The following is a 23,991-nucleotide window of genomic DNA, read 5'->3' on the forward strand; positions in this document are numbered from 1 at the left end:
GAGTAATATCAATGAATTTTCCAGAAATAAAAGTGAGCGTCATCACCCCTGTATACAATGTCGAGGAATATTTACGGGAAACATTGGATTCGCTCGTAAATCAGACGTGCAAGGAAATTGAAATTATCATGGTTGACGACGGCTCAACGGATAGCAGCCCGGAAATCATTGAAGAATATGCTAAAAAGTACAGCAATGTCGTTTTCATCCGCCAGGAAAATTCAGGCCCGGGTGCGGCAAGGAATAATGGCCTGGATCATGCGCGTGGAGAATTTATCAGCTTCGTCGATTCTGATGACATCCTTCCTGAGGATGCTCTTGAAACCATGTACGAAGCCGCAATTGAGGAGGGGGCAGATGTAGTTACCGGTGCTTCCTTGAGCTTTAACAGTAAGGAAAGCTGGTACATAGCCAGCCACTTGAACAATGGTGTTTACCGTCCGGGTGAAAAAGCGCTGATTTCAAATCCTGAGCTTCTTTATTCGCTTGGGCCATGCAATAAACTGTATCGGCGCTCAATTGTCCAGGATATCCGATTCCCGCTTGATATAAAGGTCACTGAGGATCAGCCATTTGTTATTGAAGCATACCTACGGGCGAAAAAGATGTATACGGTCGATAAAATTATCTATAACTACAGGCAGAGGGAGACCGAAACAAATATTTCGCTCTCACAGATTGTCAAGGTTGACTCTGTAGCGGTCTTGTCTGATATTTTTAAAAGCCTGAAGCTTTCGGACCAGCTATGGGATAAGTATATTCAAAACAAAGTATCGAGAAATGCCATTAAAACAAGCTATTACATGCGTATTGCCCAGGCGGACATATGGCCAGCCATCCGCTGTGCGATTGACAGCAAGGAATGCGATGTTCAAGTTAAAACCTTCAGCATGCTGCTTGAATGGGTTAAGGAAATGGACCGCTATGTGTTCAATGGCATACCGATTCTCCATCGGGTCATGACCTATGAGATTGCCGAGCGATTTGATAAAGTCTGCGAAAAGGCCAAGGATATTTATTTGCAGTGGTTAATTACTGCCTTCTCGCTTATGGATCCAACTGCAATTCATGTTCTTGATATATCCAGTAGAAAGAAAATCTTTAATGTAACGAAGAAGGCTGCTAAACGCAAAAGCCTTACACCGATAAATTACTTCCTTTTTAAACGGAAAATGAAGAAATACTATACGCTGGCAAGAATGGCAACTGCCAGAAGGATTGTCCTTCCGTTGTCAGGTTTTCTGCCGCAGCAAAAGAAGATTACCTTTGCTACAAATAAATTTCCAGCAATGTCGGATTCTTTTCAGGAAATTTATAAACAGCTGATTGACCTGCGGCCTGATTATGAAATAAAGGGATATTTGAAGAAGAAGAAAAACTTCAAAGATTTCTGCAGGATGTATTACGATATGGCAACTTCGAAGTACGTGATTCTTGATGATTACTATCGCCATTTATATAAACTGAAGCTTCCAAAGCGGACTGAAGTGATACAGACATGGCATGCCGCCGGTGCTTTTAAAAAATTCGGCCACAGTTCCATTGGCTATGCGGATAGCAATACCGTTGAGTTTGAGAACCAGGCACATCGCTCCTATACGAAAGCCGTCGTAACGTGCCAGGAAATTGTTCCGTTGTATGCAGAGGCATTCAAAATGCCTGAAAAAAATATATATCCATTAGGGCTTCCCAGGACGGATATTTTCTTCAATGAAGATGCCAAGCAATATATTCGTAATAAATATTATGGTATGTACGAAAACCTGCGCGGCAAGAAAGTGATAACCTATGCGCCAACTTTCCGCGGAGGCCCTGGGAAAAGAGCAAACTTCCATTTGGAATTGGAGCTTGCTGATATGGCGAAAGAACTCGGTGATGAATATGTGCTCGTCCTTAAAATGCATCCATCCGTAACGAAAAATGTAAAGGTTCCAAGCGAGGCAAAGGAATTTGTCGTTAATATGAGCCAGCATGATATCAGTGAAGTTATGATCATGACAGATGTGCTAATCAGTGATTATTCGTCTCTTGTCTTCGAATTTGCGCTATTGGAACGCCCGATGATTTTCTTTGCTTATGACCTTGAAAACTATTTGGAAGAAAGAGGCTTCTACTATGAGTATGAAGACTTTGTTCCAGGGCCGATTACGTCAAACACCGATGAAATCATTCGTTTAATTAAGTCTGGTGATTTCGATATGGAGAAAGTCAGAGCATTTGCTGAGCGATTTTTTGACCACCGGGATGGCCAGGCGGCAAAACGCTTTGTTGAGACATTGATAAAGCTATAACAATTTGTTTTTACGGCTTTCAAGTAGTAATCTTGGTTCGCTGAGGGTATCATCAATGATCCTGATGCCTCGTTGAGTAGAAGTTTGAGTCCTGGACCAGCTGCCAGGACTCTTTCTATAAGGTATACCTTTTTAGAGGGAATTCAGCCAGCGGTTCTGATACAGAACAATATCCCTAATTGACCTATGACATAAATGGACCGGAGTACCTGATTTTGCCTTGTGTGGAAACTACATAGGTTTGAAAAACAAGCGTTCGAGTAATATAATGGATTAAGGGCAGTTTTACCTGTCTGTTTAGTTTTCAGGAGATGATCATGTTGAAGAAGGTTTTAACATATGGAACGTTCGACCTGCTTCATACAGGTCATATCAATATATTGAAAAGGGCAAAAGCCCTCGGTGATTACCTGATCGTTGGCTTGTCGACAGACGAGTTCAACTTGATTAAGCATAAAGAAGCGTATCATTCTTACGAAGACCGGAAAGAAATTCTTGAAGCAATCCGGTATGTAGATGAAGTCATTCCCGAAGAGAACTGGGAACAGAAAATCACTGATGTTCTTGAACATCAGGTAGATCTCTTTGTGATGGGCGATGATTGGAAAGGGCATTTTGATTTTTTGAAAGAATATTGTGAAGTTGTTTATCTGCCGCGGACCACAGGAGTTTCAACCACGAAAATCAAGTCGGACCTAAAGAGGTAGATACTGATGAGAGAATTTGCGATAACTGCCTATTTGTTTATTATTAGGCTTATTTTTACATTGTTTAATATGCTTCCTTTAAAGGATAAAGCTACATTTATTGTTTCGTTTGGCGATAATACCCAATATGTTTATGAAGAGATGCTTCGTCAGGATATACCCTTTGACGCGGTTTTTTTATGTAAGGGAAAGAGTTTTGATTTATTCAAAGACTATGAATCTGCAAAAGTGATTCCTTTTGAATCTGGTAACTTTCTTCATCTTATTCAATCAATCTATCATGTGGCGACTTCAAAAAGGGTTATTGTTGATAACTACTTTGGCTTCCTGGCTGCGGTTGACTTCCGTGACGAGGTTGAGTGCATACAGCTTTGGCATGCGACTGGAGCGATTAAGAAGTTTGGCCTTGAAGATAAGTCTGTTTCCACAAGAACGAAAGCTGCCCAGAAGCGTTTTAGGGATGTTTATGACTGTTTTGATAAGGTAATAGTCGGCTCGGATGTAATGGCAACTATTTTTGGCCATGCATTTGGACTTGATGACAGCAGAATTCTGCGTACAGGCATTCCGCGTACAGATTTCTTTTTTAACGAACAGGAAATTCGTAAAAACAAGCAGCAGTTAATTTCACAAAATCCAGCACTTGCTGAAAAGAAAGTCATTCTTTATGCTCCTACTTATAGGGATGCGGAGCTGGATCAATTTAAGCTTCAGCTGGATATTGAAAAGATGGAACTAGAACTTGGCAGGGACCATGTATTGGCTCTCCGTCTCCATCCTGCAGTTAAGAACGATACAGATTATGCTTCTATGTTTCCCGGCTTTGTATATGACTATTCATCTGCTGAATACAATATAAATGAACTGCTTTCGCTTGCTGATATCCTGATCTCTGACTACTCTTCAATTCCTTATGAATTCTCGCTTTTGAAAAGGCCGATGATTTTCTTTGCCTACGACCTTGATGAATACAAGCGGGACAGGGGGATTGCCATTGATGAGTTTCCCGGTCCGATTGTCCGAGAAACGGAATCCATTATTGAATTGATTAAGAAGGATGCTTTCGATTATGGATTACTTGAGAAGTATGCCGCAAAATGGAATAAATATTCACGGGGGAACGCAAGTGCGCAGCTTGTCGGCTACATGTTCGGCAAGGAAGCTGAATCCATTAGGGAGCAAAGGCGTGCCCTTTAATAAATCCAGCTGGCCCGGGGACCCAAATTCCCGGGTCTGTGTTTTTATTGTTCATCCTCTGGGGAATGTAAGGTATAATGAAAAATGGTTGTTAATTGGTTTATAAGGAAGGTTATTATATGAAGTCGTTCTTTACTGTTATCAAGGAACAAATCAACAGCTTTTATTTAGTAAGACGTTTGTCATTGTTCGAGTTAAAGGCAACCAATAATAATAATTACCTTGGCATGGCTTGGGAAATCATAAACCCTGCAATCCAGCTTTTGATTTACTGGTTCGTATTTGGTTATGGAATTCGAAGCGGGGCAAATGTGGGGGAAACTCCTTTCGTCTACTGGCTTTTATCGGGAATGTCTGTGTGGTTTTTTGTTAACCAGTCACTTCTTGAAGGATCGAAATCGATTTACACAAGAATTAACTTTATTTCAAAAATGAGTTTCCCGATGAGTGTTATTCCAACCTATGTTATCATGTCAAAGTTTTATCCTCATTTAATATTGGTTGCTATCATAACGATTGGCCTTGAAATTGTTGGCGGGCATTTTTCGCTTTTCTTTATTCAATTGCCGTATTTTATGTTTGCAACCTTAATGCTGCTTATCGCTGTATCGCTAATTACATCGACGCTCGCAACGATTGTCCGGGACGTCCAAATGATTGTTACATCGATTGTTAGGATGCTTCTGTATTTGACACCATTACTATGGTGGCCAAAGGAAGAGGACGGCTGGATTATGGATATTATGATGATTAATCCACTTTATTATATTGTTGAAGGCTACAGGGCATCGATGCTGGGTACATCCTGGTACATTGTTGAGAATCCCGAGCTTGGCCTGTATTTCTGGGGCGTCGTGTTGGTCTTGTTCATTATTGGTTCTTCGCTCCATGTGAAATTCAGGAACCATTTTGTCGATTATCTATAAATGGAGGTCTTCCATTGAGCCAAACAGTTTTAATTGAAAATGTATATAAGAAATATAAAATGCATAAGAAGACATCGGACAAGCTCCTGGATGTACTGTTGCCAGGCGGCTATGGCGAGGACTTCTATGCACTCCAGGATATAACGTTCTCTGCCCAGAAGGGTGATACAATTGCTTTAATCGGTGTAAACGGATCAGGTAAATCAACGCTCTCGAATATCATTGCCGGCGTAATCCCTCCTACCCATGGGTCTGTTAAAACCGTCGGTCAGACATCTTTAATAGCCATTGCTTCTGGCCTTAATAACAACCTGACAGGCCGTGAAAATATTGAGCTGAAATGCTTGATGCTTGGCTTCACCAAGAAGGAAATTCAGGAGATGGAGCCGGATATTATCGAGTTTGCCGATATTGGTAAATTCATTGATCAGCCTGTAAAAAAATACTCTAGCGGGATGAAGTCCAGGCTTGGATTCGCAATCTCTGTTACCGTCAACCCAGACATTCTTGTTATTGACGAAGCTTTGTCTGTTGGGGATCAGTCTTTTGCTCAAAAATCTAAAAACAAAATGTTTGAATTCAAGGAAAAAGGTAAAACTATATTTTTTGTCAGCCACTCCATGTGGCAGGTGAAAGAGTTTTGCGAGAAAGCTATGTGGCTTGAGTATGGAGAAATTAAAGCCTTTGGTCCCGTTGCTGAGATTGTTCCAAAGTATGAAAAATTCCTAAAGGAATTCAAAGAGATGACCCCTCAACAGCAAAAAGCCTGGAAGGAAAAGGTTATCGAAAAACAAAGCAGGATGATTGAACCTACAACTAAACTAACGTAAACAAAAGCTGGCAGCTGCCAGCTTTTATTTTTTTGCTTTTAAAGTGCATATCTGGAAGAGAGCCGGGTTGAATCTTATGGTTTTGGCAAAAACTAAATCATATAGTACTACTTGCCAGGAAGGAGGCAGCCAGGATGAGAGCCAGGTTTTATACCGATTGGATTGAAAGGTTGTTTTTACTATTTATACTTTGCCAGCCTTTCCTTGATTTGCTTACTTCCCTTGCAATCCGATATTCCTATCCTATGTTTACAATTGGTATCCTCGCCCGCACCGCATTTCTCTTGCTTGCCCTCTTTTATTTGTTTTTCGCGCCTAAAAACAGGCCAACCAGGTTCACAAAGGTACTTCTCTTAGCCTTGACTGCCATTTTAGCAGTCCAAATTACGGAAAATGCCTCTCTAAAACCGGTCTTTTCATTCCCTGCTGAAATATCGTATACTCTCAAAATTCTCTATTTCCCCCTATCATTGTTCGCTTATCGTCAACTATTCCTATCAGATGATACGTTAGCCGGAACTGCTGAAAAGTATATAGCTGTTTCGATTGCACTAACGGGATTCATAATGATTTTGGCTGGAATGTCAGGTAGTGCTTACCCAAGTTATGAAGGAGGAAAGGCGGGGCATACCGGCTGGTTCTATGCGGGCAATGAAATTGCTGCCCTCCTTGCGATTGGATTCCCGGTAGTCCTGCTTTTTGCACTAAATAGAGGATTTGCTTGGTGGCCGGCTGTTTTAGCTGTCCTATATAGTCTGTTTGCGCTTGGAACAAAAGTTGGGCTCGGAGCTATTATCATTACACTATCAGCCGGAATACTCTCAACAGGATTAATACTTTTAAGAAGCAGAGAGAAACGAAAGGCGATTGTTCCTTTATGCGTCCTCATATTCCTGCTGGTTGGTTCGGCGCTTTATACTCCGCACGCGCCAGTAGTTCAAAATGTCAAAATTCATATGGAATGGCTTGGAATGGACAAACAGACGCAAATGGAAGTGGAAACGAAAGTCTCTCAAGCACAAGTGGATAATCTTGTTTACAGCGGACGCGAAAAATATCTGAAGAATCAGGCAAATCTCCTTCATCAAGCCCCGCTCAACCAGAAGCTGTTCGGAATGGGATATGCGGGCAACTATACAGAGGAGCCGAAGTTGGTCGAAATGGATTTTCATGATTTGTTTTTTTCATTAGGTTTGATTGGTTTTTCCCTCTATCTAGCACTGGTTGGAATTGCATGTGGATGGATGGTTAAGAGCAGTATTAGATGGGATAGTATAAAGATTCAAACCATCATGAAGGCAGTGGGAGTTGTGCTTGGCTTTGGGATAGCTTACACCGCCGGCCATGTACTGACGGCTCCAGGAGTCAGCATCTACCTGGCAATCCTCCTGGCCAGTTTTACAAAAGAGGCAATCCCTGGGAGGAAGGAGAGTGCGCCGTAACATGGTGAAGCGAAATCCGATTATAATCCGCCAGCTATTATACATAAGTCTTTCTTCTGCATTGGCTTTGTTTGTAACAGAGTCAATTTATCGGGGTGGACCAGGAATGGTTATAGAATGGATCAGTGGTTACCCAATTAGTGTAATGGCCGTGGGAATTTGGATGTTATCTTATTTCGGCATACTATTTTTTGCCAATAATAAGGGCTTTATCGTCGCTGCCATTTTATCTATTACAATCTTATCCGCTATTGCGTTAATTGGCTTCTATAAGGAAAAACTTAGAGGCGATCCGCTTGTTCCATATGATCTGGCGATGGCAGCTGAGGCAGGGAAAATGGCTGCTGTTTTTATGGATTTGCCAGTTGCGGTAATCGGTCTAGTAATCCTTCTCATCTTTTTACTATTTGGTTTAGCCTTTGTGATAGTAAAAAAGGTGAAAAATACACCATACACGACAGTTTATTTATATGTTCCGGCAGGGTCGGCGATTCTCTTTGCTATAATGACCTTCCTTATATTCAGCCAGGCATCATTTTATTCTGGCGGAGAAGCTATCGGCCTGAAGGAACGCTATATGAAAATCGGAATTTTAGCAGGGCTGGCAAGTAACCTGGGAAGCCATCCCGAGGCACCTGAGGGTTATGAGGAACAAATTGAAAGGCTTGTTACCAGGAAAGGAAATGAGCATGAGCCCAAGTCAAAACCCAATATCATCATGATTATGAGTGAAGCCTTTTGGGATCCTGCGATAATGGAAACTATCACATTCAATAAGGACCCATTACCAAACTTCCATAGACTATCCAGGCTTCATCCTTCAGGTACTCTCCACGTTCCTGTATTTGGCGGATCCACTGCCAATACTGAATTCGAGGTGCTGACGAGCCTGTCAACTCAGTTCTTGCCTCCTGGAAGCATTCCTTATAAAAATCTCATAAAAGAGCCTGTGCCGGCATTGCCTCACACGTTGAGGGACGCTGGCTATGAAACAACAGCGCTGCATATGTACCACAACTGGTATTATAACCGCGATGAAGTTTATCGTTTGCTTGGCTTTGACCGGTTTGTTAGTCTTGAGTTTTTTTCAAAGCCTGTAAAGGATATGATGTATTACCGGGATGACGAGCTGATGAATGAAATTCTGAGACAGGTAAAGGAACGCGAGAAACCTAACTTCATATTTGCAGTGACCATGCAAAATCACGGTCCATACCGTACAGACGCCAAGAAGTTTTATGCAACGATGGAAGCCTCACTAAAGGAGGAAGGGAAATCTTTTTCGCCTGAATCCGAAAATATTCTTGAATTTTACGCGGACAACCTGGTGGAAGCCGACAAGCAGCTCGGAAGGCTGACTGAGGCACTCCAAAATCTGGGTGAGCCGTCCGTAGTGGTGTTTTTCGGTGACCATTTGCCGCTGCTGGGAGAAGACTACAAGGTCTATAAGGAGGCAGCCTATCTGAACGGACGCGAGGGTTATCGTGAATATATGAAAACGTACCAGACCCCGCTTCTCATATGGTCCACAGAGCCATTCAAAACGGAGACACTGAACCTGGGGAGCTCTTTCCTTGCCCCTTATCTGCTCAACTCGATTGGTTTGAAAGGAAACTATGTGACTGATTTTCTGGCAGAGCAGTTGAACGGGGGCAAGGCGCTTCTTTTACCCGAGAAGTTTTCAAGGCAATCACCGGTCAAGGGGAAAGAACGGAAGATGTATGAGTCGCTTCAATATGACCTGTTATATGGGAATAAGCAAGGTATAAGACATAGCGGCATGAAGATTAATCCAAGTAAGAAGTACCGTCTTGGCTACGGTGAACCCGAGATTGTAAGAGCGGTGCGGAGTTCCTACCAAGGCAAGGAAGCCATCAAGCTTATCGGAAAGAATTTTACGAGCAGTACAGAGGTTTTTGTTGATGGAGAAAAGCTTAGGTCTGTTTATGCAGATCAAACCACCTTATATGCGCTATCCGATAATCCGGGCAAAGAGTTCAATGTTCAGCTGAAAATTATCGATAGCGAGGGAACGATGCTCTCTGAAAGCAGTAAACGGGTTAAGGTGGAATAAACCGGCTAACCCTATTAGCCGGTTTCTCGCGTTGTTTTTAAAAGCTGCTCAATGACCTTCCAGCGGGCATCCCAGGAGTTCTCTTTGCCAGTCGCTTGTCTGGGCAATACCTTTTCCTCAGAATGGTGATATTCAAGGTTACCAACGATTTCCTTCAAAATACGGACTGTTTCTGCATGGCCATCCGCAATCTGGACGATTCCATCATAGCTGAGTACCTCGGGGAGCGGTGTAGAAATAACCGGCTTGCCCGCGGATAAATATTCATACATCTTGATTGGATTGACGCTTTTGGTAAGCTTCGTCAACTTAAAAGGAATAAGGCAGACTGAGAAAGCATGGATATAGACCGGAAGTGAAGAATAAGGCTTTGGGCCAAGAAAATGAACGTTATCCAAATTAGTAAATATAGAAATATCTGTATCAACTGGCCCAATCATCACAAATGATACTTCCGGAAGCTGAAGTGCGATTTGATAGATTAAATCCAAATCAATCCATTCACTGATTCCACCAATAAATCCGGCAATCGGATTTTTTATAGAAAGTACATCTTCAGGCACTGGTAAATCAACGTCCTGAATCTTTGCAAAATGCTCGTATTCAGCGCCATTTGGAACCAGGTGGATGTCTGGATTAAGGCTGGCTCTGTCGTCACGCAGCTGCTTTGCGGTTGCAAAGCAGACATTTGATCTGGTTAAAAGCTCGATTTCCAGCTCCGCCACCACCTTCGGATCAATCAATCCCTTAAACGCTCCATGGTCATCGACACAGTCGTAATAAACAGCTCTGAAGGGGATCAATGCCAGCATGTCTGCGGCAGAGGGAAGAAAGGTATATAGGCTTGGCTGGCCGCCAATCTTTTTAATGTTGTTTTTTAAGGACAAGGCGAGCAACCGTTGGTTTAGTTTGTTAATCCACCTATATTTATAGCCAAATGGGAGGATGGGCGGAGGCGCGAGTACATATAGATTATCCTCTTTTTTTGACAGCCCCTGTCTCCACCGTTTCCACGTGGCAATGGATGCTTTGTTTTTCAATGGTCCCAATAAAGACACGGGAGGCTCGACGTATAGAACTGTCCTGCCTGATTGTGCAGCCCGCCTCATAAAATGATGCGGCCTGTGTTTGATGCCATCCCAATCTCCTGCGGTAAGCGAAACAAGTATCTCATCCATAAACCTGGGCTCCTGTCTTTTTTAAAAGATCAACTGGTATTGCTTGTGAGTGGCTAGTAACTAAGAAGATTCATTACCTTCGAAAACGGAGAATCTTTCATCATGTCGGTATGCCTTATCCTAAAGAAGTATGGTTATCGGATTTGCTTAAAAAGGCGTTCCTTAAGCCAAGCCAGCTCTTCTACCTTTAATACAATAGAGGAAATGAGAAAAATAATTCCCGCGCAAGCTGCCGACAAAATAAGCTGAAGAACATGATTCAATCCTTCTGTTAAAGCAGAGATTGCATATACAGCCGAAAGAGTAAAGAAAAATATGACCAGCAGCCTGCTGAGATTTTTTATAAAAGAAAGATAATGCTCCCTTTCAATAGTTAGCTTTTTTCGTAAATACACGAGTAAGTAAACGGTTTGAAAGAGCATAGCGATTGACGTTGCCAGGGCAATTCCGCCAGTACCGAGAAGCCGGGCCAGCAGGATACTAAACAGAATATTGACCAGTACCGCGGCGATGCTTGCTTTCATTGTAACCTTGGGTTCCTTCATTGCAATAAAGCAGCGATTAAGCAATTCCTTTAATGCCAAAAATACCATCCCGAAGGAGTAATAAAAAAAGGCTGATGCTGTAAGGGAGGCAGCTTTATGGTCGAAGGCACCCCGTTCAAAAGCTAAGGAAACAAGCGTGTTATTTTCAATCAGCATCACTGCCAAAATAGGAATCGCAACAAAAATAATTGCATTAAAGCCTTTGCTGATTAAGTCAATGAACCGTGAGCCTTGCACTGAAAAAGCATCAATAATGGACGGGAACAATACTGTAATAAGAGAGAGCAGAATGATGCTTAACGGCAAGTACATCAATTTGTTTGCAAAGTTAAGGGCCGAGACACTTCCTGTTTCAAGGTAGGAAGCAACCATCCGGTCAACAACACCATTTATCTGGTAAGCTACTGAGGCGGCAATCATCGGAAAGAACAGCGCCCATGTCTCAGCGATTTTTTTGCGATAAAGGCCGAATTGGAAGTTCAGCCTAAACCGGATGTATTTCCGGAAAAAAGGATAGAGCATAATCACCTGGCTTATTGCACCGAGCAGGGTCGCGACAGCAACAGAATAAATACCGTAACGGCTGCTGAATAAAACAACAGCGAGAATCACAAGAATATTCTGTGGAACCGCAATAAGTGCCGGCGGAGAAAAGCGCTTCTCATATTCAAGTATCCCTGTCATAAACGCTGATAATACATAGAAACAGAAGCTCGGAATCATAATTCGGGCCAGGCTATTCACCAGCTCGGCTTCGTTTTCGGAAAAACCGGGGGCAATCAAGGTCGTAATCCATGGGATACTGATATAAAATAGGATGGATAGCATAATTGATAAAACAAGGAATAAGGTTCCGAGCATGTTCATGAACGAGGAAGCTGTTTTTTTTCCAGCACGGCTCGCCTCTGCATATAAAGGGACAAGCCCTGTTGTCAGTGCCATACCAATCGCACTGAACATAAGGACGGGAATAATCGATGCAACGAAAAATGCATCTGTGGTCCCGGAAGCTCCGAAGTAGGCTGCGATTAATAGTTCTCGGGCAAAGCCGAGAATCTTGCTAATGATGGCAATAACCGTAATTAAGCCCACTGATTTAATAAACGTATTATTCAAGGAAATCAACACCGTTTCAAAGCCAGTTTTCTTAATGATAAATGAATTTGTCAATTAAGCTGAAGAAAGATTAAAGTGAATACTGTCAAGCATACCCACTTTGCCAGCATTTTAAATCAGCCGGCCGGGGTTATAGATACCAAATGTGAAAGAGGCACAAACATGGAACAAAAAACAATTACAATTCTGGATATTCCGTTTTTGGCAAAGCGTTTTGAGGAAGTTGCTGGCCTTTTGGCTAAGCATATTAGGAGAGGCGAGAAGGCTTTTATCGTCACAGCCAATCCTGAAATCGTTATGTATGCTAAAAATGATGAAGAATATAAACGTACATTAAAAAAGGCGGATTATATTGTCCCTGATGGATTTGGCGTGATCCTTGGCTCAAGGATGCTAAAAAATCCACTCCCGGAAAGGGTGGCAGGGTATGACCTGACAATCCGCTTGCTGGAGATGGCCGATAAAGAAGGGTTGAAAGTTTATCTCTTAGGGGGAAAGGAAGAGGCGAATCAGGCTGCGGCGAGTAATATTAGCCAAAAGTATCCCGGGCTTACGCTGGTTGGACGCCACCACGGCTATTTCAGCTGGGAGGATGGGAAAATCAGTGATGAGATTGAGATGAAAGAGCCAGATATAGTTTTAGTGGCACTCGGATATCCAAAACAGGAACAGTGGATAGCTGAAAATATTGGACGAGTTACGAAAGGGATTTTTATTGGTGTCGGAGGAAGTATTGATGTGCTGGCCGGTATAGCCAAACGGGCACCTGAGGTGTGGAGGAGAATGAACCTTGAATGGCTTTATCGTTTAGTGAAACAGCCATCAAGGTGGAGGCGGATGCTAATGCTTCCCAAATTTGTAATAGAGGTGTTGAAAATCAAATAAAGTGAAACTTCAATCCGTGGGGGTTCTTCATCCACCACTGATTGTTAGTCGCGAAAGCCTGATTGATTTTCCTAAAGGCTGAAGCACAAGAAAAATCTTATTTAACCAATCGAATAATTAACAGCCATCCCCAGTTATGAGGTTTGCTCCAGATGGACATAAACAATAATGAGGAGTTACTTGTAACTTCGTGTCGTCTGGAGACGTCAAATAATTGGAAGTAAGGATGGTCAATGTGAAAGTCCTTCATCTGAATGCCGGGGCTGAAACCGGGGGCGGAATGGTCCATATTCTTAATGTCTTGAAGCAAATGGATAAATCTAAGAGTATATTGGGGGTTTTTGAGGACGGATTAATGAAGAAAAAGGCATCTGAACTGGGCATACAAGTCCGCCTTTTTAAACAATCCAGCCGGTATGATTGCCTGTTTCTTAAAAAACTAGCCATATTCATTGATCAGGAAAGCATAGAAATTATCCATACCCATGGCCCCCGGGCTAACTTAATGGGGATATTTATAAAAAAAATTAGGCCGCGGCTTAAGTGGGTTACAACTCTTCATAGCAATCCGTATGATGATTTCCTGGGAAGAGGCTTAAAGGGTAAGGCATTTACTTGGCTTCATTTGCAATCATTGAAAAGACCAGACCATTATTTGGCCATTTCTGCGCCTTTTAGAGACCTTTTAGTCCAGAACGGGATAGCTCCATCTAAAATAACCGTTATTTATAATGGAATTGATTTTAATGAAAAGGAAAACAGTATACCAATCACACGCGAGTCCCTGGGGTTATGTAGGGAAGACTTCGTTGTTTCAATGATTGCCAGGCTTACGCCGGTAAAAGGGCATATCGATGTACTTCACGCAATTCATAAGCTTAAAGGACGGTATCCGCAAATTAAAGTGCTGCTTGCAGGAGATGGCTTCCTTGAAGGACAGCTAAAAAATAAAGCTGCCGAGCTAGGTATCGGCAATAGTCTTAGGTTCCTCGGCTACCGAGACGACATTGGCGGATTGCTCGCAATTTCAGATATAAAGCTGCTGGCTTCTAAAAGCGAAAGTTTTCCGCTTGTTTTATTGGAAGCTGCCCGGCAAATGCTGCCGGTGATTACAACTGAGGTTGGCGGGGTAAAGGAGCTAATACCAAACTCCGATTATGGCTGGGTCATTCCAGTTGGGTGCGTAAAATCCCTCGCAAATGCCTTGGAGGAGGCTCTTCATATGAAAGGTAATCATATCTTGTCCGCAAAAGGCATCAGGCTTTATGAACATACATCAGCTCATTTTACATTGGAGAATTGTGTGGAAAGTATTACAGAAGCTTATGGAAAATTTGTCTGAAACGTGAAATGACAGGGTTTGGTGCTAGTCCAAAAGCTCTGAAAAAATACATTATGAACAAAAATCATTTTTATATGCTATAATAAGTTCGGTTTATGATTTTTACTGGTAAAGAAATGCCTGTTTGTTTATAAGTTGGAAGGGGCATTATACCTTCAAGGAGGGTCTTGGATGTTTTACGCGACCTTAATCATATGTTTTTTATGCTCCATCCTGATTACGCCGTCTATAATAAAACTGGCCTACAAGCTAGGGGCCGTGGACAAGCCAAACAAGCGGAAAGTTCACACTAAACTGATGCCCCGGCTCGGTGGATTGGGGATTTTCATTAGCTTTGTTATAGGGATTCTTATTCTTCAACCATATAGCCCTTATCATTTGGCAATCGTACTGGGAAGCATCATCATTATCATAACCGGAATTTTGGATGATATATACGAACTTTCAGCAAAAAAGAAATTTCTCGCCCAGCTAGCGGCAGCGTTAGTTGTTGTCCTTTATGGTGGCATTGAAGTCAACTTTATTAACCTTCCTTTTGGAGGCAAGCTTGACTTTGGAGTTATGAGCGTCCCGATTACGATTCTTTGGATTGTTGGAGTAACCAATTCAATTAACCTGCTCGATGGTCTCGATGGCCTTGCAGCTGGCGTTTCATCAATCGCACTTATCTCAATTTCTGCGATGGCAATTGTCAAGGGTGATGCGTATGTTATGTCGCTTGGCTTTATTGTCCTCGTCAGCACAATTGGTTTCCTTTTTTATAATTTCCATCCAGCGAAAATATTCCTTGGCGACACCGGGGCGTTATTCCTTGGATATATGATAGCCGTCCTGTCTTTGCTTGGATTTAAGAACGTTACATTCATTTCGTTCATTATCCCGGTTATCATTCTTGGTGTGCCGCTGTCCGATACCATCTTTGCTATTGTTAGAAGGATAGTTAAGAAGGCTCCTTTATCGGCACCGGATAAATCACACTTGCACCACTGCTTGTTGAATCTTGGGTTTTCCCATAAAAAGACAGTCCTGCTCATATACGGAATTAGCGCATTGTTCGGATTGGCCGGTTTTATTTTTTCCATGGCAACCATGTGGGGATCGCTTTTGATTCTAACTCTTACCTTGCTCGCGGTTGAGCTGATTGTGGAAAGTGTCGGATTGGTTGATAAAAACTACAGGCCGCTCTTGAACATGATGCGAAACATCCGCTATGCTAGAAACAGATAACCCATATCGAAAACATAAGGCTGTCCGGTTTAAATTCAAGGTTCCACTTATCGGTGCTTTATTATTAATAGACAAAAGAATCGACGTATGAATTGGCATACGTCTTTTTTTATTTATTTAGGGTTTATGGAATTGCATAAACTTGAGATACAGCATTTAACATCGGATTATGATGGACAATAAGTATTGGGGCAACTGCTGGTTTAGCAAAAGCAGCTATTCCCTTATTTAAAATCAAGAGGGTCTCACGTATCGGTTGGGGAAACAGCCTAATCTCCCGCGCTGATAAATAGACGGAGGAATTCCGCTTAATTAGTTATTATGATTAAAAATAGCTAAAATAGACGGAGAGATTCCGTCTAATGACTCAAAATCTATGAAAATAGGTGCTTTTGCTTTTTATAACCGGAAAGTCTCCTCTAATATACATCGATACGAGCTCTATTCTCCATGTAACCGGAAAATCTCCGCTTATTTTATCTTCCTTGGTTGCTTTATTAAGGACAAGACGGAAAGTGAGCTTTATCTCAAAAAGCCAAGAGAACCTCATTTAGGTACATTACGGTGAACCGAATCACAAGTAAATAAGGTTTTTGTACCCTTAATATAGAAACTCGCCAATGATTGAAAAAGAGGCCCCCAAAGATCACCTTTGGGGGCCTCACACATTTACCTATTTATTTATTCGTTATCGGAGGCAGCTTGAAGCTGTGACTCACTTGTTGTTGCAGTGGTCGCTGGCGTCAAGCCTAAATGGCCTTTTAATGTTGTTGTGAGCATGCTTACACTTTGCTCATCAAGCTGGTAATAATAAGTTCTGCCGATGTACTGGTCGTGGCCGTCAAGAGCTATTGATTCAATGTTCAATCCTGTGCCTGCATAATCGTAAAGGGAAAGGATTTCACCAAATTTGAAGTTGGTTGTAATATTGTCTCCCAATGCTTCCATGACATCACCATATTTTGTGATAGAACCAGCAGAAATGGCTTTATCAATTATCGCTTTAAGTACGAGCTGCTGGCGCTTCCCGCGTTCAATGTCGTTGTCAATTTTCCGCGTTCTTGCCAGGGCTAGGGCCTCTTCACCGTTTAGTTCCTGAAGACCTTTTTCAAGGTGAATGGCATCTTTGCGGTCCTTGCTGTCCTGTTCGGAAAAAGTGACCGGAACATCGACTGTAATTCCGTCAAGCGCTTCAACTACATCAATAAACGCATCGAAATTAAGCTTAACATAGTAATCTACTGGAATATCAAACAATTCTTCTACTGTTTCAATCGTACCATCTACACCGCCGAATGCATGTGCATGTGTGATTTTGTCATTTTTTCCTTCCACCGGGATATACACATAAGAATCACGGGGAATGCTGACCATTTTTACTGACTTGGAATCACGGTTAAAGGTGGCAAGAATAAGGGCATCGGTCCTCGTTGCCGAACCTTGCTGCCGCTTCTCACTATCATCCACACCCATGATCAATACCGAAAAGTTATCGCTCTTAGGGTCGATTTTCTGAATCCTTTTTGCGGACGTGTCACCCCGTTCAAGCTCTTGATTCGATGCATTCATAACATTTGCTGCCTTTGTAAAAAGAAAGCCTGCATATGTGCCTCCCGCTAAGAGAATCAAAAGGAGGGGGAGGACTAGAAAATAAAAAATCCGCTTTTTCTGCCGCTTTTTCCTAGACGATTTATGATTAATTCTTGTATTATTCAAAGTCATTCTCCTAAGTGTTAAATTTTCACAGGACTAAACTCATAAAATTAGCAAGCTACAACTTTTAATTATAATACTGCGAAAGTACCAGGCACAATCGTTTATTTTTACAAAAAAGCAACAATTTCCCAGTGTAAAATCGCCAGGCCGATTTATCTTTCAAATTCAACATAAAGAACCTCACCCAAACGGCAGTCGCACTGGCCGTTTGCGAGATCCACCATTCTCTCCATGAAAGGCGCAGTCTCATTGTCTTCAACCAGCGTTTCAATCTCTACTTTATCCAGGTAATGTATATTCCTGATATGGGCACCGGAAGACCTTAATTCATTTTCGATTTTTCCAAGAAGAGTGTAATCAATGGTTGTGTGGACAACTCGCATCAATCTGCGCTCTACAATCCCTGTAGTATTGATCCCTTCAGAAGCAGACCTTCCATATGCGCGAATCAGGCCGCCTGCGCCGAGCTTAATACCGCCGAAGTATCGGGTCACAACAATGACTGTGTCTTTTAGCTTTTTCTTTTTAAGGACCTCAAGGATTGGAACACCAGCGGTACCACTTGGCTCTCCATCATCATTCGCTTTTTGGATGTGATCGGTTTCGCCAATCAGGTAAGCTGAACAATTGTGAGTTGCATCCCGATGGCGACGCTTAATATCAGCTATAAATTCTTGGGCTTGTTCTTCAGTTTCAGCCCTTTGTACATGGGCGATAAACCGGGATCTTTCTATAATTATTTCGTGTTCGCCGTAGTCTTTTACTGTTAAATATGAGGGAAGCATATAATGCTCCTTCCTAAAATTCAGTGTTCATATAAAATACTGGATGCCCGCCTCCTATTTGACGGTACAAAAAAGAAAATCGTTTCACGTATACTATAAAAAAGGAGTCAATGTTTGCCATATAAACTGGATGGCTTAAAGAAAAATGAAAAAAGTTGGGAAATTTGTAATCTATTTACCCGCATTTACATGAGTATAGTACAAAACTGACTTCATTATTTTACTCTCCTATAACCCTGTATTCAATAGTAGCAGTCAGGTTAAGGATGAAATATTTTCCCAATCAGCCGTAGAGTAATTGTTAACATCGAAAAAAAGTTGCATGCTATAATTAGTACAGTATACATAGTGGTAATATCTATGACTAGGTATCATATTTTTACTTCTTAGTTAAAAAATCCTAGAATAGTAGGTTTATCCACCCTTCCTATAGGCTAAAGGATATAGAGTTTAAATGCAATTATAATCCCAATTACCGATTTTTAGGGGAAATTAAGAAATTATTCCAATATTGGATAGTTTCGTTCAGTCTTTCACGATAAACTATGAGAAAAGAGCTGGTGACAAAATGTACCCAACTCTGAATCATGAGTTTAGGCGGGGCATGGGCGCCCCGGGAGGAAGGCTATGGGAATAAAGGACTTTGATACTAAAATGCTTGATGTAATCCTGGCAAGAATGATTGAATCTGTTGGAAGAAGCAAGAATGAAATCTTTTGTTTAGGTGAAAAATCACGGGCTGACTTTGAGACTCTGAAGTCCGAACTCGAGGAAGTTGGGGATCTGACCAACAGGGTGGTTGGCGAAGGAGAGCGCCTCGAGACCAAGGTTCGCCTTTCCAGGGGCAAGCTTTCGGAAGTCAGTATGCATTTTAAAGACTATACCGAGGATGAAGTGCGTGAAGCGTACGAAAAAGCGCATGAACTCCAAATGGAACTGACACTGAACAGGCAGATGGAAAAACAGCTGCGTGAACGGAAAAAGGACCTGATACGGAGGATGGATGGTTTGCGTGAGACAATGGATCGCGCCGACCATCTTGTCTCACAAATCTCGGTTGTTATGAATTATCTGATGAGCGATCTGAAGGAAATGGGGGAGATACTCGAAGATGCCAAGCTGAAGGTGGAATTCGGCTTGAAGATCATAGAGGCCCAGGAAGAGGAGCGAAAGCGTCTTTCGCGAGAGATACACGATGGGCCTGCCCAAATGCTTGCAAATGTTATGATGCGTTCCGATCTGATCGAGCGTGTATATAAGGAAGACGGAATTGATGCTGCCCTTTCAGAGATTAAAAGCTTTAAGCAGATGGTCAGGAACTCACTATATGAGGTGCGAAGGATTATCTATGATTTGCGGCCGATGGCTCTTGATGACCTTGGACTTGTACCTACATTAAAGAAGTATCTGCAAACGATGGAGGACTATCACAAAACCGTAAAGATAACCTTCCAAAACCTAAGAGCGGATAGGCGCCTGCCTTCAAAGTATGAAGTTGCCCTTTTCAGGCTAATACAGGAATCGGTCCAGAATGCATTAAAGCACGCGGATGCGAATGAAATCCAGGTTAAGCTTGAAATGAGAGAAACAGCGATTACGATTGTCATACAGGATAACGGGAAAGGCTTTGACCCGAAAAAGAGAAAATATGGTTCGTTTGGCATCATCGGCATGAAGGAACGAGTAGACCTCCTGGGAGGGCAGTTTGCCATTTCCTCTAAGCCCGGCCAGGGGGCAGCCGTCATTATTCAGGTGCCAATACCGCAAACGTAGGGGCGGAAGAAGTTTGAACAAGGAGGCGATGAGAATGAAAACAAAGATTGTCATTATAGATGACCACCAGCTTTTTCGTGAAGGAGTAAAAAGAATTCTTGAATTTGAAAAATCCTTTGAGGTGGTTGCCGAAGGGGACGATGGGACAAGCGCCCTTGACTTGATCAAGGAACATGACCCTGATGTTGTGATCATGGACATCAACATGCCAACGCTGAATGGTGTAGAAGCAACCGCGCTTGCCATGGAACGCTATCCTGAAACGAAAATTATTATCCTTTCTATCCATGATGATGAAAATTATGTTATGCATGCCTTACAGACTGGAGCGAGAGGCTACTTGCTTAAGGAAATGGATGCCGATGCCCTCGTAGATGCTGTTAAAGTCGTAGCAGCTGGCGGTTCCTATCTCCATCCAAGGGTGACGCATAATCTTGTCAATGAATACCGCCGGCTTGTAGGTGCAGCCGAGGAAAGTGTGGCTGCTGGTTTGCAGCAAACAGAGATTAGAAGACCGCTCCATCTGTTGACACGGAGGGAATGCGAAGTTCTGCAAATGCTGGCTGATGGAAAAAGCAATCGCGGAATTGGCGAAGCCTTGTTTATTAGTGAAAAGACCGTGAAAAACCATGTCAGCAATATTTTACAAAAAATGAATGTAAACGACCGGACACAAGCTGTGGTTGTAGCAATTAAAAACGGCTGGGTTGAGGTCAGGTAGAAATAGCACGGGGGATTCCCCGTGCTATTTTTCAGATGAAAAAAGAAGCGGAAATCAACCGGGTTGTCTCTTTATAAAGGATGGTGCAATCTCACCCTGCTTACGCTACAATATAAAGATAGATAATGAGCGAGGATGGTACTTTTATGAAAACGGCTGTTGTAACAGATAGTACAGCATACATACCGAAGGAATTACGCGAACAATTGAACATACATATGATCCCCTTGAATGTTATCTTTGGTACAGAGGCGTACCAGGAGGAAGTTGAAATCAGTGCGGCAGATTTTTATGAAGAAGTGAAAACAAAAGATCTGCCCACTACTTCCCAGCCGCCAATTGGGCAGTTTGTCGAGCTTTTTGAGCAGCTGGGCAAAGAATATGATGCCGTCATCAGCATCCATTTATCAAGCGGAATTAGCGGTACGTTCCAAGGGGCGGTCACTGCAGGTTCAATGGTTGAACAGCTTGCTTTGTACCCATTCGATTCAGAAATCAGCTGCATGGTGCAAGGCTTTTATGCCATTGAAGCAGCTGAAATGGCTAATCGCGGTGAAAAACCGGAGGCAATCATGAACCGCCTTGATGAAATGAAAAGGTCCATGCGGGCCTACTTTATGGTGGATGACCTTTCCCATCTTCAGCGCGGCGGCCGGCTCTCAAGTGCCCAGGCCTTGATAGGCAGCCTGCTTCAGGTAAAGCCGCTTCTTCATTTTGAAGATAAAATGATTGTTCCTTTTGAAAAAATCCGTACACGAAAAAAAGCTATGAACCGAATTGTTGAGCTTCTAACCGAGGCAACGGCTGCTGAAGCTGAATACGAGGCAGTCATTATCCATGCCAATCGAGAAGCAGAGGCAATTGCCTGGAAGACTGAGCTTGAAACCAACCTTCCACAAGTAAGGTTCTCGATAAGCTATTTTGGGCCGGTTATCGGTACTCATTTGGGCGAAGGTGCCATGGGGTTGGGCTGGTATAAAAAAAGATAGTTTGCTAAGGTCATCTCTTTTGGGATGGCCTGTTTTTTTGGCGCTAAGAAAGTTTTATTTTATGTAAATGTTCGGGTGAATTTATAGAATCTGCTGCCATACAATGAAGTAAGATGAGACATTTCTCACTCAAGTTTGTGAAATGTTGAACATTACGTTACGTTTCATTTCGTAAGCACCATATTTACCCAATCTGTGTCAAAATGGAAGAGGAAGGATTTATACAAGTCCATTAAAATGAGGGTGATTATATGGTTTATGATTTGGTATTGCTTCATCCACCGACTGTTTATGACTTTAGGAAGGAGATGCTCTTCACCGGTCCCATAAGTGACGTAGTACCGTCCTCGCCCGTTTTCGAGATGTACCCTATTAGATTAACCAGCATCGGCGATTACCTGGAGAGGTACGGACTTAAGGTGAAAATCATCAACATCGCCAACCGAATGCTGATGAATCCACACTTTGATGTGGAAAAAAAGCTTCGCGAAATTAAGACAAAGGCGTTTGGCATCGATCTTCACTGGCTGCCGCATGCCCACGGAAGTATTGAACTCGCAAAAATCTGTAAGAAGCACCATCCGACTGTTCCTGTCATGTTCGGAGGACTTTCCTCCACCTATTTCTACAAGGAACTTCTCGAGTACCCTTGCGTTGACTTTGTTGTGAGGGGTGACACAACCGAAAAGCTGATCCTCATGCTTTTGAATGCGCTGGAAGCGGGAAACCGCGACTTGAGCACGATCCCGAACCTGAGCTGGAAGAATGATGGCGAGCATATCCATAACCCGCATACGTATGTGCCAGACAGCCTTAATGATTTCAACCTCCCGGGCTACAAGTATGTCATCCGATCTGTTTTTAAATACTTTAACCTCCTGGATCCGCTCCCATACAAGGGATGGCTGCAATACCCCAACACTGCGATATTGACCTCGAAGGGCTGCAATTACAACTGCTTGATCTGTGGGGGTTCAAAGGATGCGTACGCTTTGAACTGCAACCGCAAGAAAATCCTGATGAGATCCCCTAAAAACATGCTTGATGACATTGCGCTCATTCAGCGATTCAGCCGCGCGCCAATATTCCTGTTGAATGATATTAGAGAAGGCGGTAAGGAATACGTGAACGAGTTTTTTGAAGGCTTGTCTAAAATGAAGCTTAAGGATGAATTGGTATTTGAATTATTCCAGTATGTTGATGAAGAGTTTTTTGAAAAACTCCATAAGGCCGTCCCAAAATACAGCATCGAGATTACACTCGAATCCTCGGATGAAGAAATCCGCCGCGTGAACGGGAAGTTCAACTGCACAAATAAGAAAGTCATAGAAACCTTGCAATACGCTTTGAAACATGGCTGTGCGAAAATCGATTTGTTTTTCATGACGGGAATTCCCGGACAAAGCTACCAAAGCGCTATTGACAATGTTGATTTTTGTGAAAAAATTCACAATGAGTGCAGCAATGATCCTAGACTGTCCTATTTTATTGCACCGCTAGCACCGTTCCTTGATCCGGGCAGCCCGGCCTATGAGCATCCAGACCTCCACGGCTACAAAAAGTTTTGTTTCCGGCTTGAGGACTTTCGCCAGGCAATGCTCTCACCTTCATGGAAGTACATGCTAAGCTATGAAACCAATGCGATGACCCGTGATGACATAGTCCGTGCAACATACGACTCAGCGCTATTACTCAACAAATTCAAATTGAAATACGGACTGATCAAGCAGGACGAATACGAAGAAATAGAATACAAGATTGTGAAGTCAGTAGAGTTTATGAAACGCATTGATGACCTGCTCCTCTTGCCTGACAAAGAAAAACAGGCAGGGCTCGCCCTCATCAAAAAGGAAGTCGAAGAAGTCAACCGCCACAGCATCTGCGGCAAAAATGAACTAAAATGGGAAGTATCAAAACGCTACGCGGACTTCTTTACACTCGGACGAATCGGACTGGAACTATTGGGCGACGAGATTCTCCGGGGAATTCGATGCAAGCTCGGCAGAATTGACAGAAAAAACGTAACTGTTTATTCGGGGGAGGAAAGAGATTATTAATAGGTTGGGTTTGTTTAAATTGGCTGAGGGCCATCCTGCGGAAACGGGATGGCTTGTTTACTTGGTTTGAGTGAATTGGGAAAGTACTCATAAACTAAAAAGTCATGTTGATAAACTTGGGATGCCTATAGAAAGTTGAAAAGTGCCCATAGAAGTACGAAAAGTGTCCATAGAAGTTCGAAAGGTGCCC

General features: G+C 42.6%; 18 protein-coding genes. 14 read left to right on the top strand and 4 right to left on the bottom strand.

The genetic code is table 11. From position 1 onward, the window contains the following. The first annotated feature begins 11 nt into the window (after window positions 1-11). The 7 genes from AM500_RS02345 (at window position 12) to AM500_RS02375 (ending at window position 9,467) form a co-directional block, all read left to right on the top strand. The gene (locus tag AM500_RS02345; protein WP_053597759.1) at window positions 12-2,291 is read left to right on the top strand and encodes a bifunctional glycosyltransferase/CDP-glycerol:glycerophosphate glycerophosphotransferase; all 2,280 of its coding nucleotides are present in this window, start codon (window positions 12-14) and stop codon (window positions 2,289-2,291) included. A 320-nt stretch (window positions 2,292-2,611) separates the two neighbouring features. Next, window positions 2,612-2,998 carry a glycerol-3-phosphate cytidylyltransferase gene (gene tagD / locus AM500_RS02350; protein ID WP_043934433.1) on the top strand — a complete coding sequence of 129 codons (387 nt, stop codon included), beginning with the start codon at window positions 2,612-2,614 and terminating at the stop codon, window positions 2,996-2,998. Window positions 2,999-3,004: 6 nt separating this feature from the next. Continuing rightward, a complete protein-coding gene (locus AM500_RS02355; protein ID WP_053597760.1) occupies window positions 3,005-4,195 on the top strand; it encodes a CDP-glycerol glycerophosphotransferase family protein in 1,191 nt (396 codons plus the stop codon). A 119-nt stretch (window positions 4,196-4,314) separates the two neighbouring features. Then, a complete protein-coding gene (locus AM500_RS02360; protein ID WP_053597761.1) occupies window positions 4,315-5,121 on the top strand; it encodes an ABC transporter permease in 807 nt (268 codons plus the stop codon). A 14-nt stretch (window positions 5,122-5,135) separates the two neighbouring features. Further along, window positions 5,136-5,951, top strand: coding sequence for a teichoic acids export ABC transporter ATP-binding subunit TagH (gene tagH, locus AM500_RS02365; RefSeq protein ID WP_053597762.1), 816 nt, complete (start codon window positions 5,136-5,138; stop codon window positions 5,949-5,951). Between the two features lie 134 nt (window positions 5,952-6,085). Next, window positions 6,086-7,393 carry an O-antigen ligase family protein gene (locus tag AM500_RS02370; protein WP_053597763.1) on the top strand — a complete coding sequence of 436 codons (1,308 nt, stop codon included), beginning with the start codon at window positions 6,086-6,088 and terminating at the stop codon, window positions 7,391-7,393. Then, window positions 7,383-9,467, top strand: a complete 2,085-nt coding sequence (locus AM500_RS02375; protein ID WP_156319727.1) for an LTA synthase family protein — start codon at window positions 7,383-7,385, stop codon at window positions 9,465-9,467. The genes AM500_RS02370 and AM500_RS02375 overlap by 11 nt, the downstream gene beginning before the upstream one ends. A 14-nt stretch (window positions 9,468-9,481) precedes the next feature. Here AM500_RS02375 and AM500_RS02380 read toward each other — a convergent pair whose 3' ends face one another. Beyond that, entirely contained in the window at window positions 9,482-10,645 is a 1,164-nt protein-coding gene (locus tag AM500_RS02380) for a glycosyltransferase (protein WP_053597765.1), read from the bottom strand. Window positions 10,646-10,779: 134 nt separating this feature from the next. Then, a complete protein-coding gene (gene murJ, locus AM500_RS02385; protein WP_053597766.1) occupies window positions 10,780-12,306 on the bottom strand; it encodes a murein biosynthesis integral membrane protein MurJ in 1,527 nt (508 codons plus the stop codon). 162 nt (window positions 12,307-12,468) lie between these two features. Between murJ and AM500_RS02390 the strand changes: the two genes are divergently transcribed. From AM500_RS02390 to AM500_RS02400, 3 genes are all read left to right on the top strand, one after another. Continuing rightward, entirely contained in the window at window positions 12,469-13,191 is a 723-nt protein-coding gene (locus AM500_RS02390) for a WecB/TagA/CpsF family glycosyltransferase (protein ID WP_053597767.1), read from the top strand. Window positions 13,192-13,405: 214 nt separating this feature from the next. Beyond that, on the top strand, window positions 13,406-14,533 hold the full coding sequence (locus AM500_RS02395; RefSeq protein ID WP_053597768.1) for a glycosyltransferase: 1,128 nt from the start codon (window positions 13,406-13,408) through the stop codon (window positions 14,531-14,533). Window positions 14,534-14,704: 171 nt separating this feature from the next. Then, window positions 14,705-15,760 carry a glycosyltransferase family 4 protein gene (locus AM500_RS02400; RefSeq protein ID WP_053597769.1) on the top strand — a complete coding sequence of 352 codons (1,056 nt, stop codon included), beginning with the start codon at window positions 14,705-14,707 and terminating at the stop codon, window positions 15,758-15,760. Between the two features lie 681 nt (window positions 15,761-16,441). Here the strand turns inward: AM500_RS02400 and AM500_RS02405 are convergent. Together AM500_RS02405 and AM500_RS02410 are read right to left on the bottom strand one after the other, a co-directional pair. Next, on the bottom strand, window positions 16,442-17,482 hold the full coding sequence (locus tag AM500_RS02405) for an LCP family protein (RefSeq protein ID WP_053597770.1): 1,041 nt from the start codon (window positions 17,480-17,482) through the stop codon (window positions 16,442-16,444). 146 nt (window positions 17,483-17,628) lie between these two features. After that, a complete protein-coding gene (locus tag AM500_RS02410) occupies window positions 17,629-18,261 on the bottom strand; it encodes a YigZ family protein (RefSeq protein ID WP_053597771.1) in 633 nt (210 codons plus the stop codon). 627 nt (window positions 18,262-18,888) lie between these two features. Here AM500_RS02410 and AM500_RS02415 point away from each other — a divergent pair. The 4 genes from AM500_RS02415 to AM500_RS02430 all read left to right on the top strand — a co-directional run bounded on the left by AM500_RS02415 (window position 18,889) and on the right by AM500_RS02430 (window position 23,801). Further along, window positions 18,889-20,034 carry a sensor histidine kinase gene (locus AM500_RS02415; RefSeq protein WP_053597772.1) on the top strand — a complete coding sequence of 382 codons (1,146 nt, stop codon included), beginning with the start codon at window positions 18,889-18,891 and terminating at the stop codon, window positions 20,032-20,034. A gap of 34 nt (window positions 20,035-20,068) precedes the next feature. Continuing rightward, entirely contained in the window at window positions 20,069-20,755 is a 687-nt protein-coding gene (locus AM500_RS02420; RefSeq protein WP_043929961.1) for a response regulator, read from the top strand. Window positions 20,756-20,901: 146 nt separating this feature from the next. Then, entirely contained in the window at window positions 20,902-21,744 is an 843-nt protein-coding gene (locus AM500_RS02425) for a DegV family protein (protein WP_053597773.1), read from the top strand. A gap of 251 nt (window positions 21,745-21,995) precedes the next feature. Beyond that, the gene (locus AM500_RS02430; RefSeq protein ID WP_053597774.1) at window positions 21,996-23,801 is read left to right on the top strand and encodes a TIGR04190 family B12-binding domain/radical SAM domain protein; all 1,806 of its coding nucleotides are present in this window, start codon (window positions 21,996-21,998) and stop codon (window positions 23,799-23,801) included. Window positions 23,802-23,991: the final 190 nt, after the last annotated feature.

Source organism: Bacillus sp. FJAT-18017, from assembly GCF_001278805.1.
Classification (GTDB): Bacteria; Bacillota; Bacilli; order Bacillales; family Cytobacillaceae; genus Bacillus_D.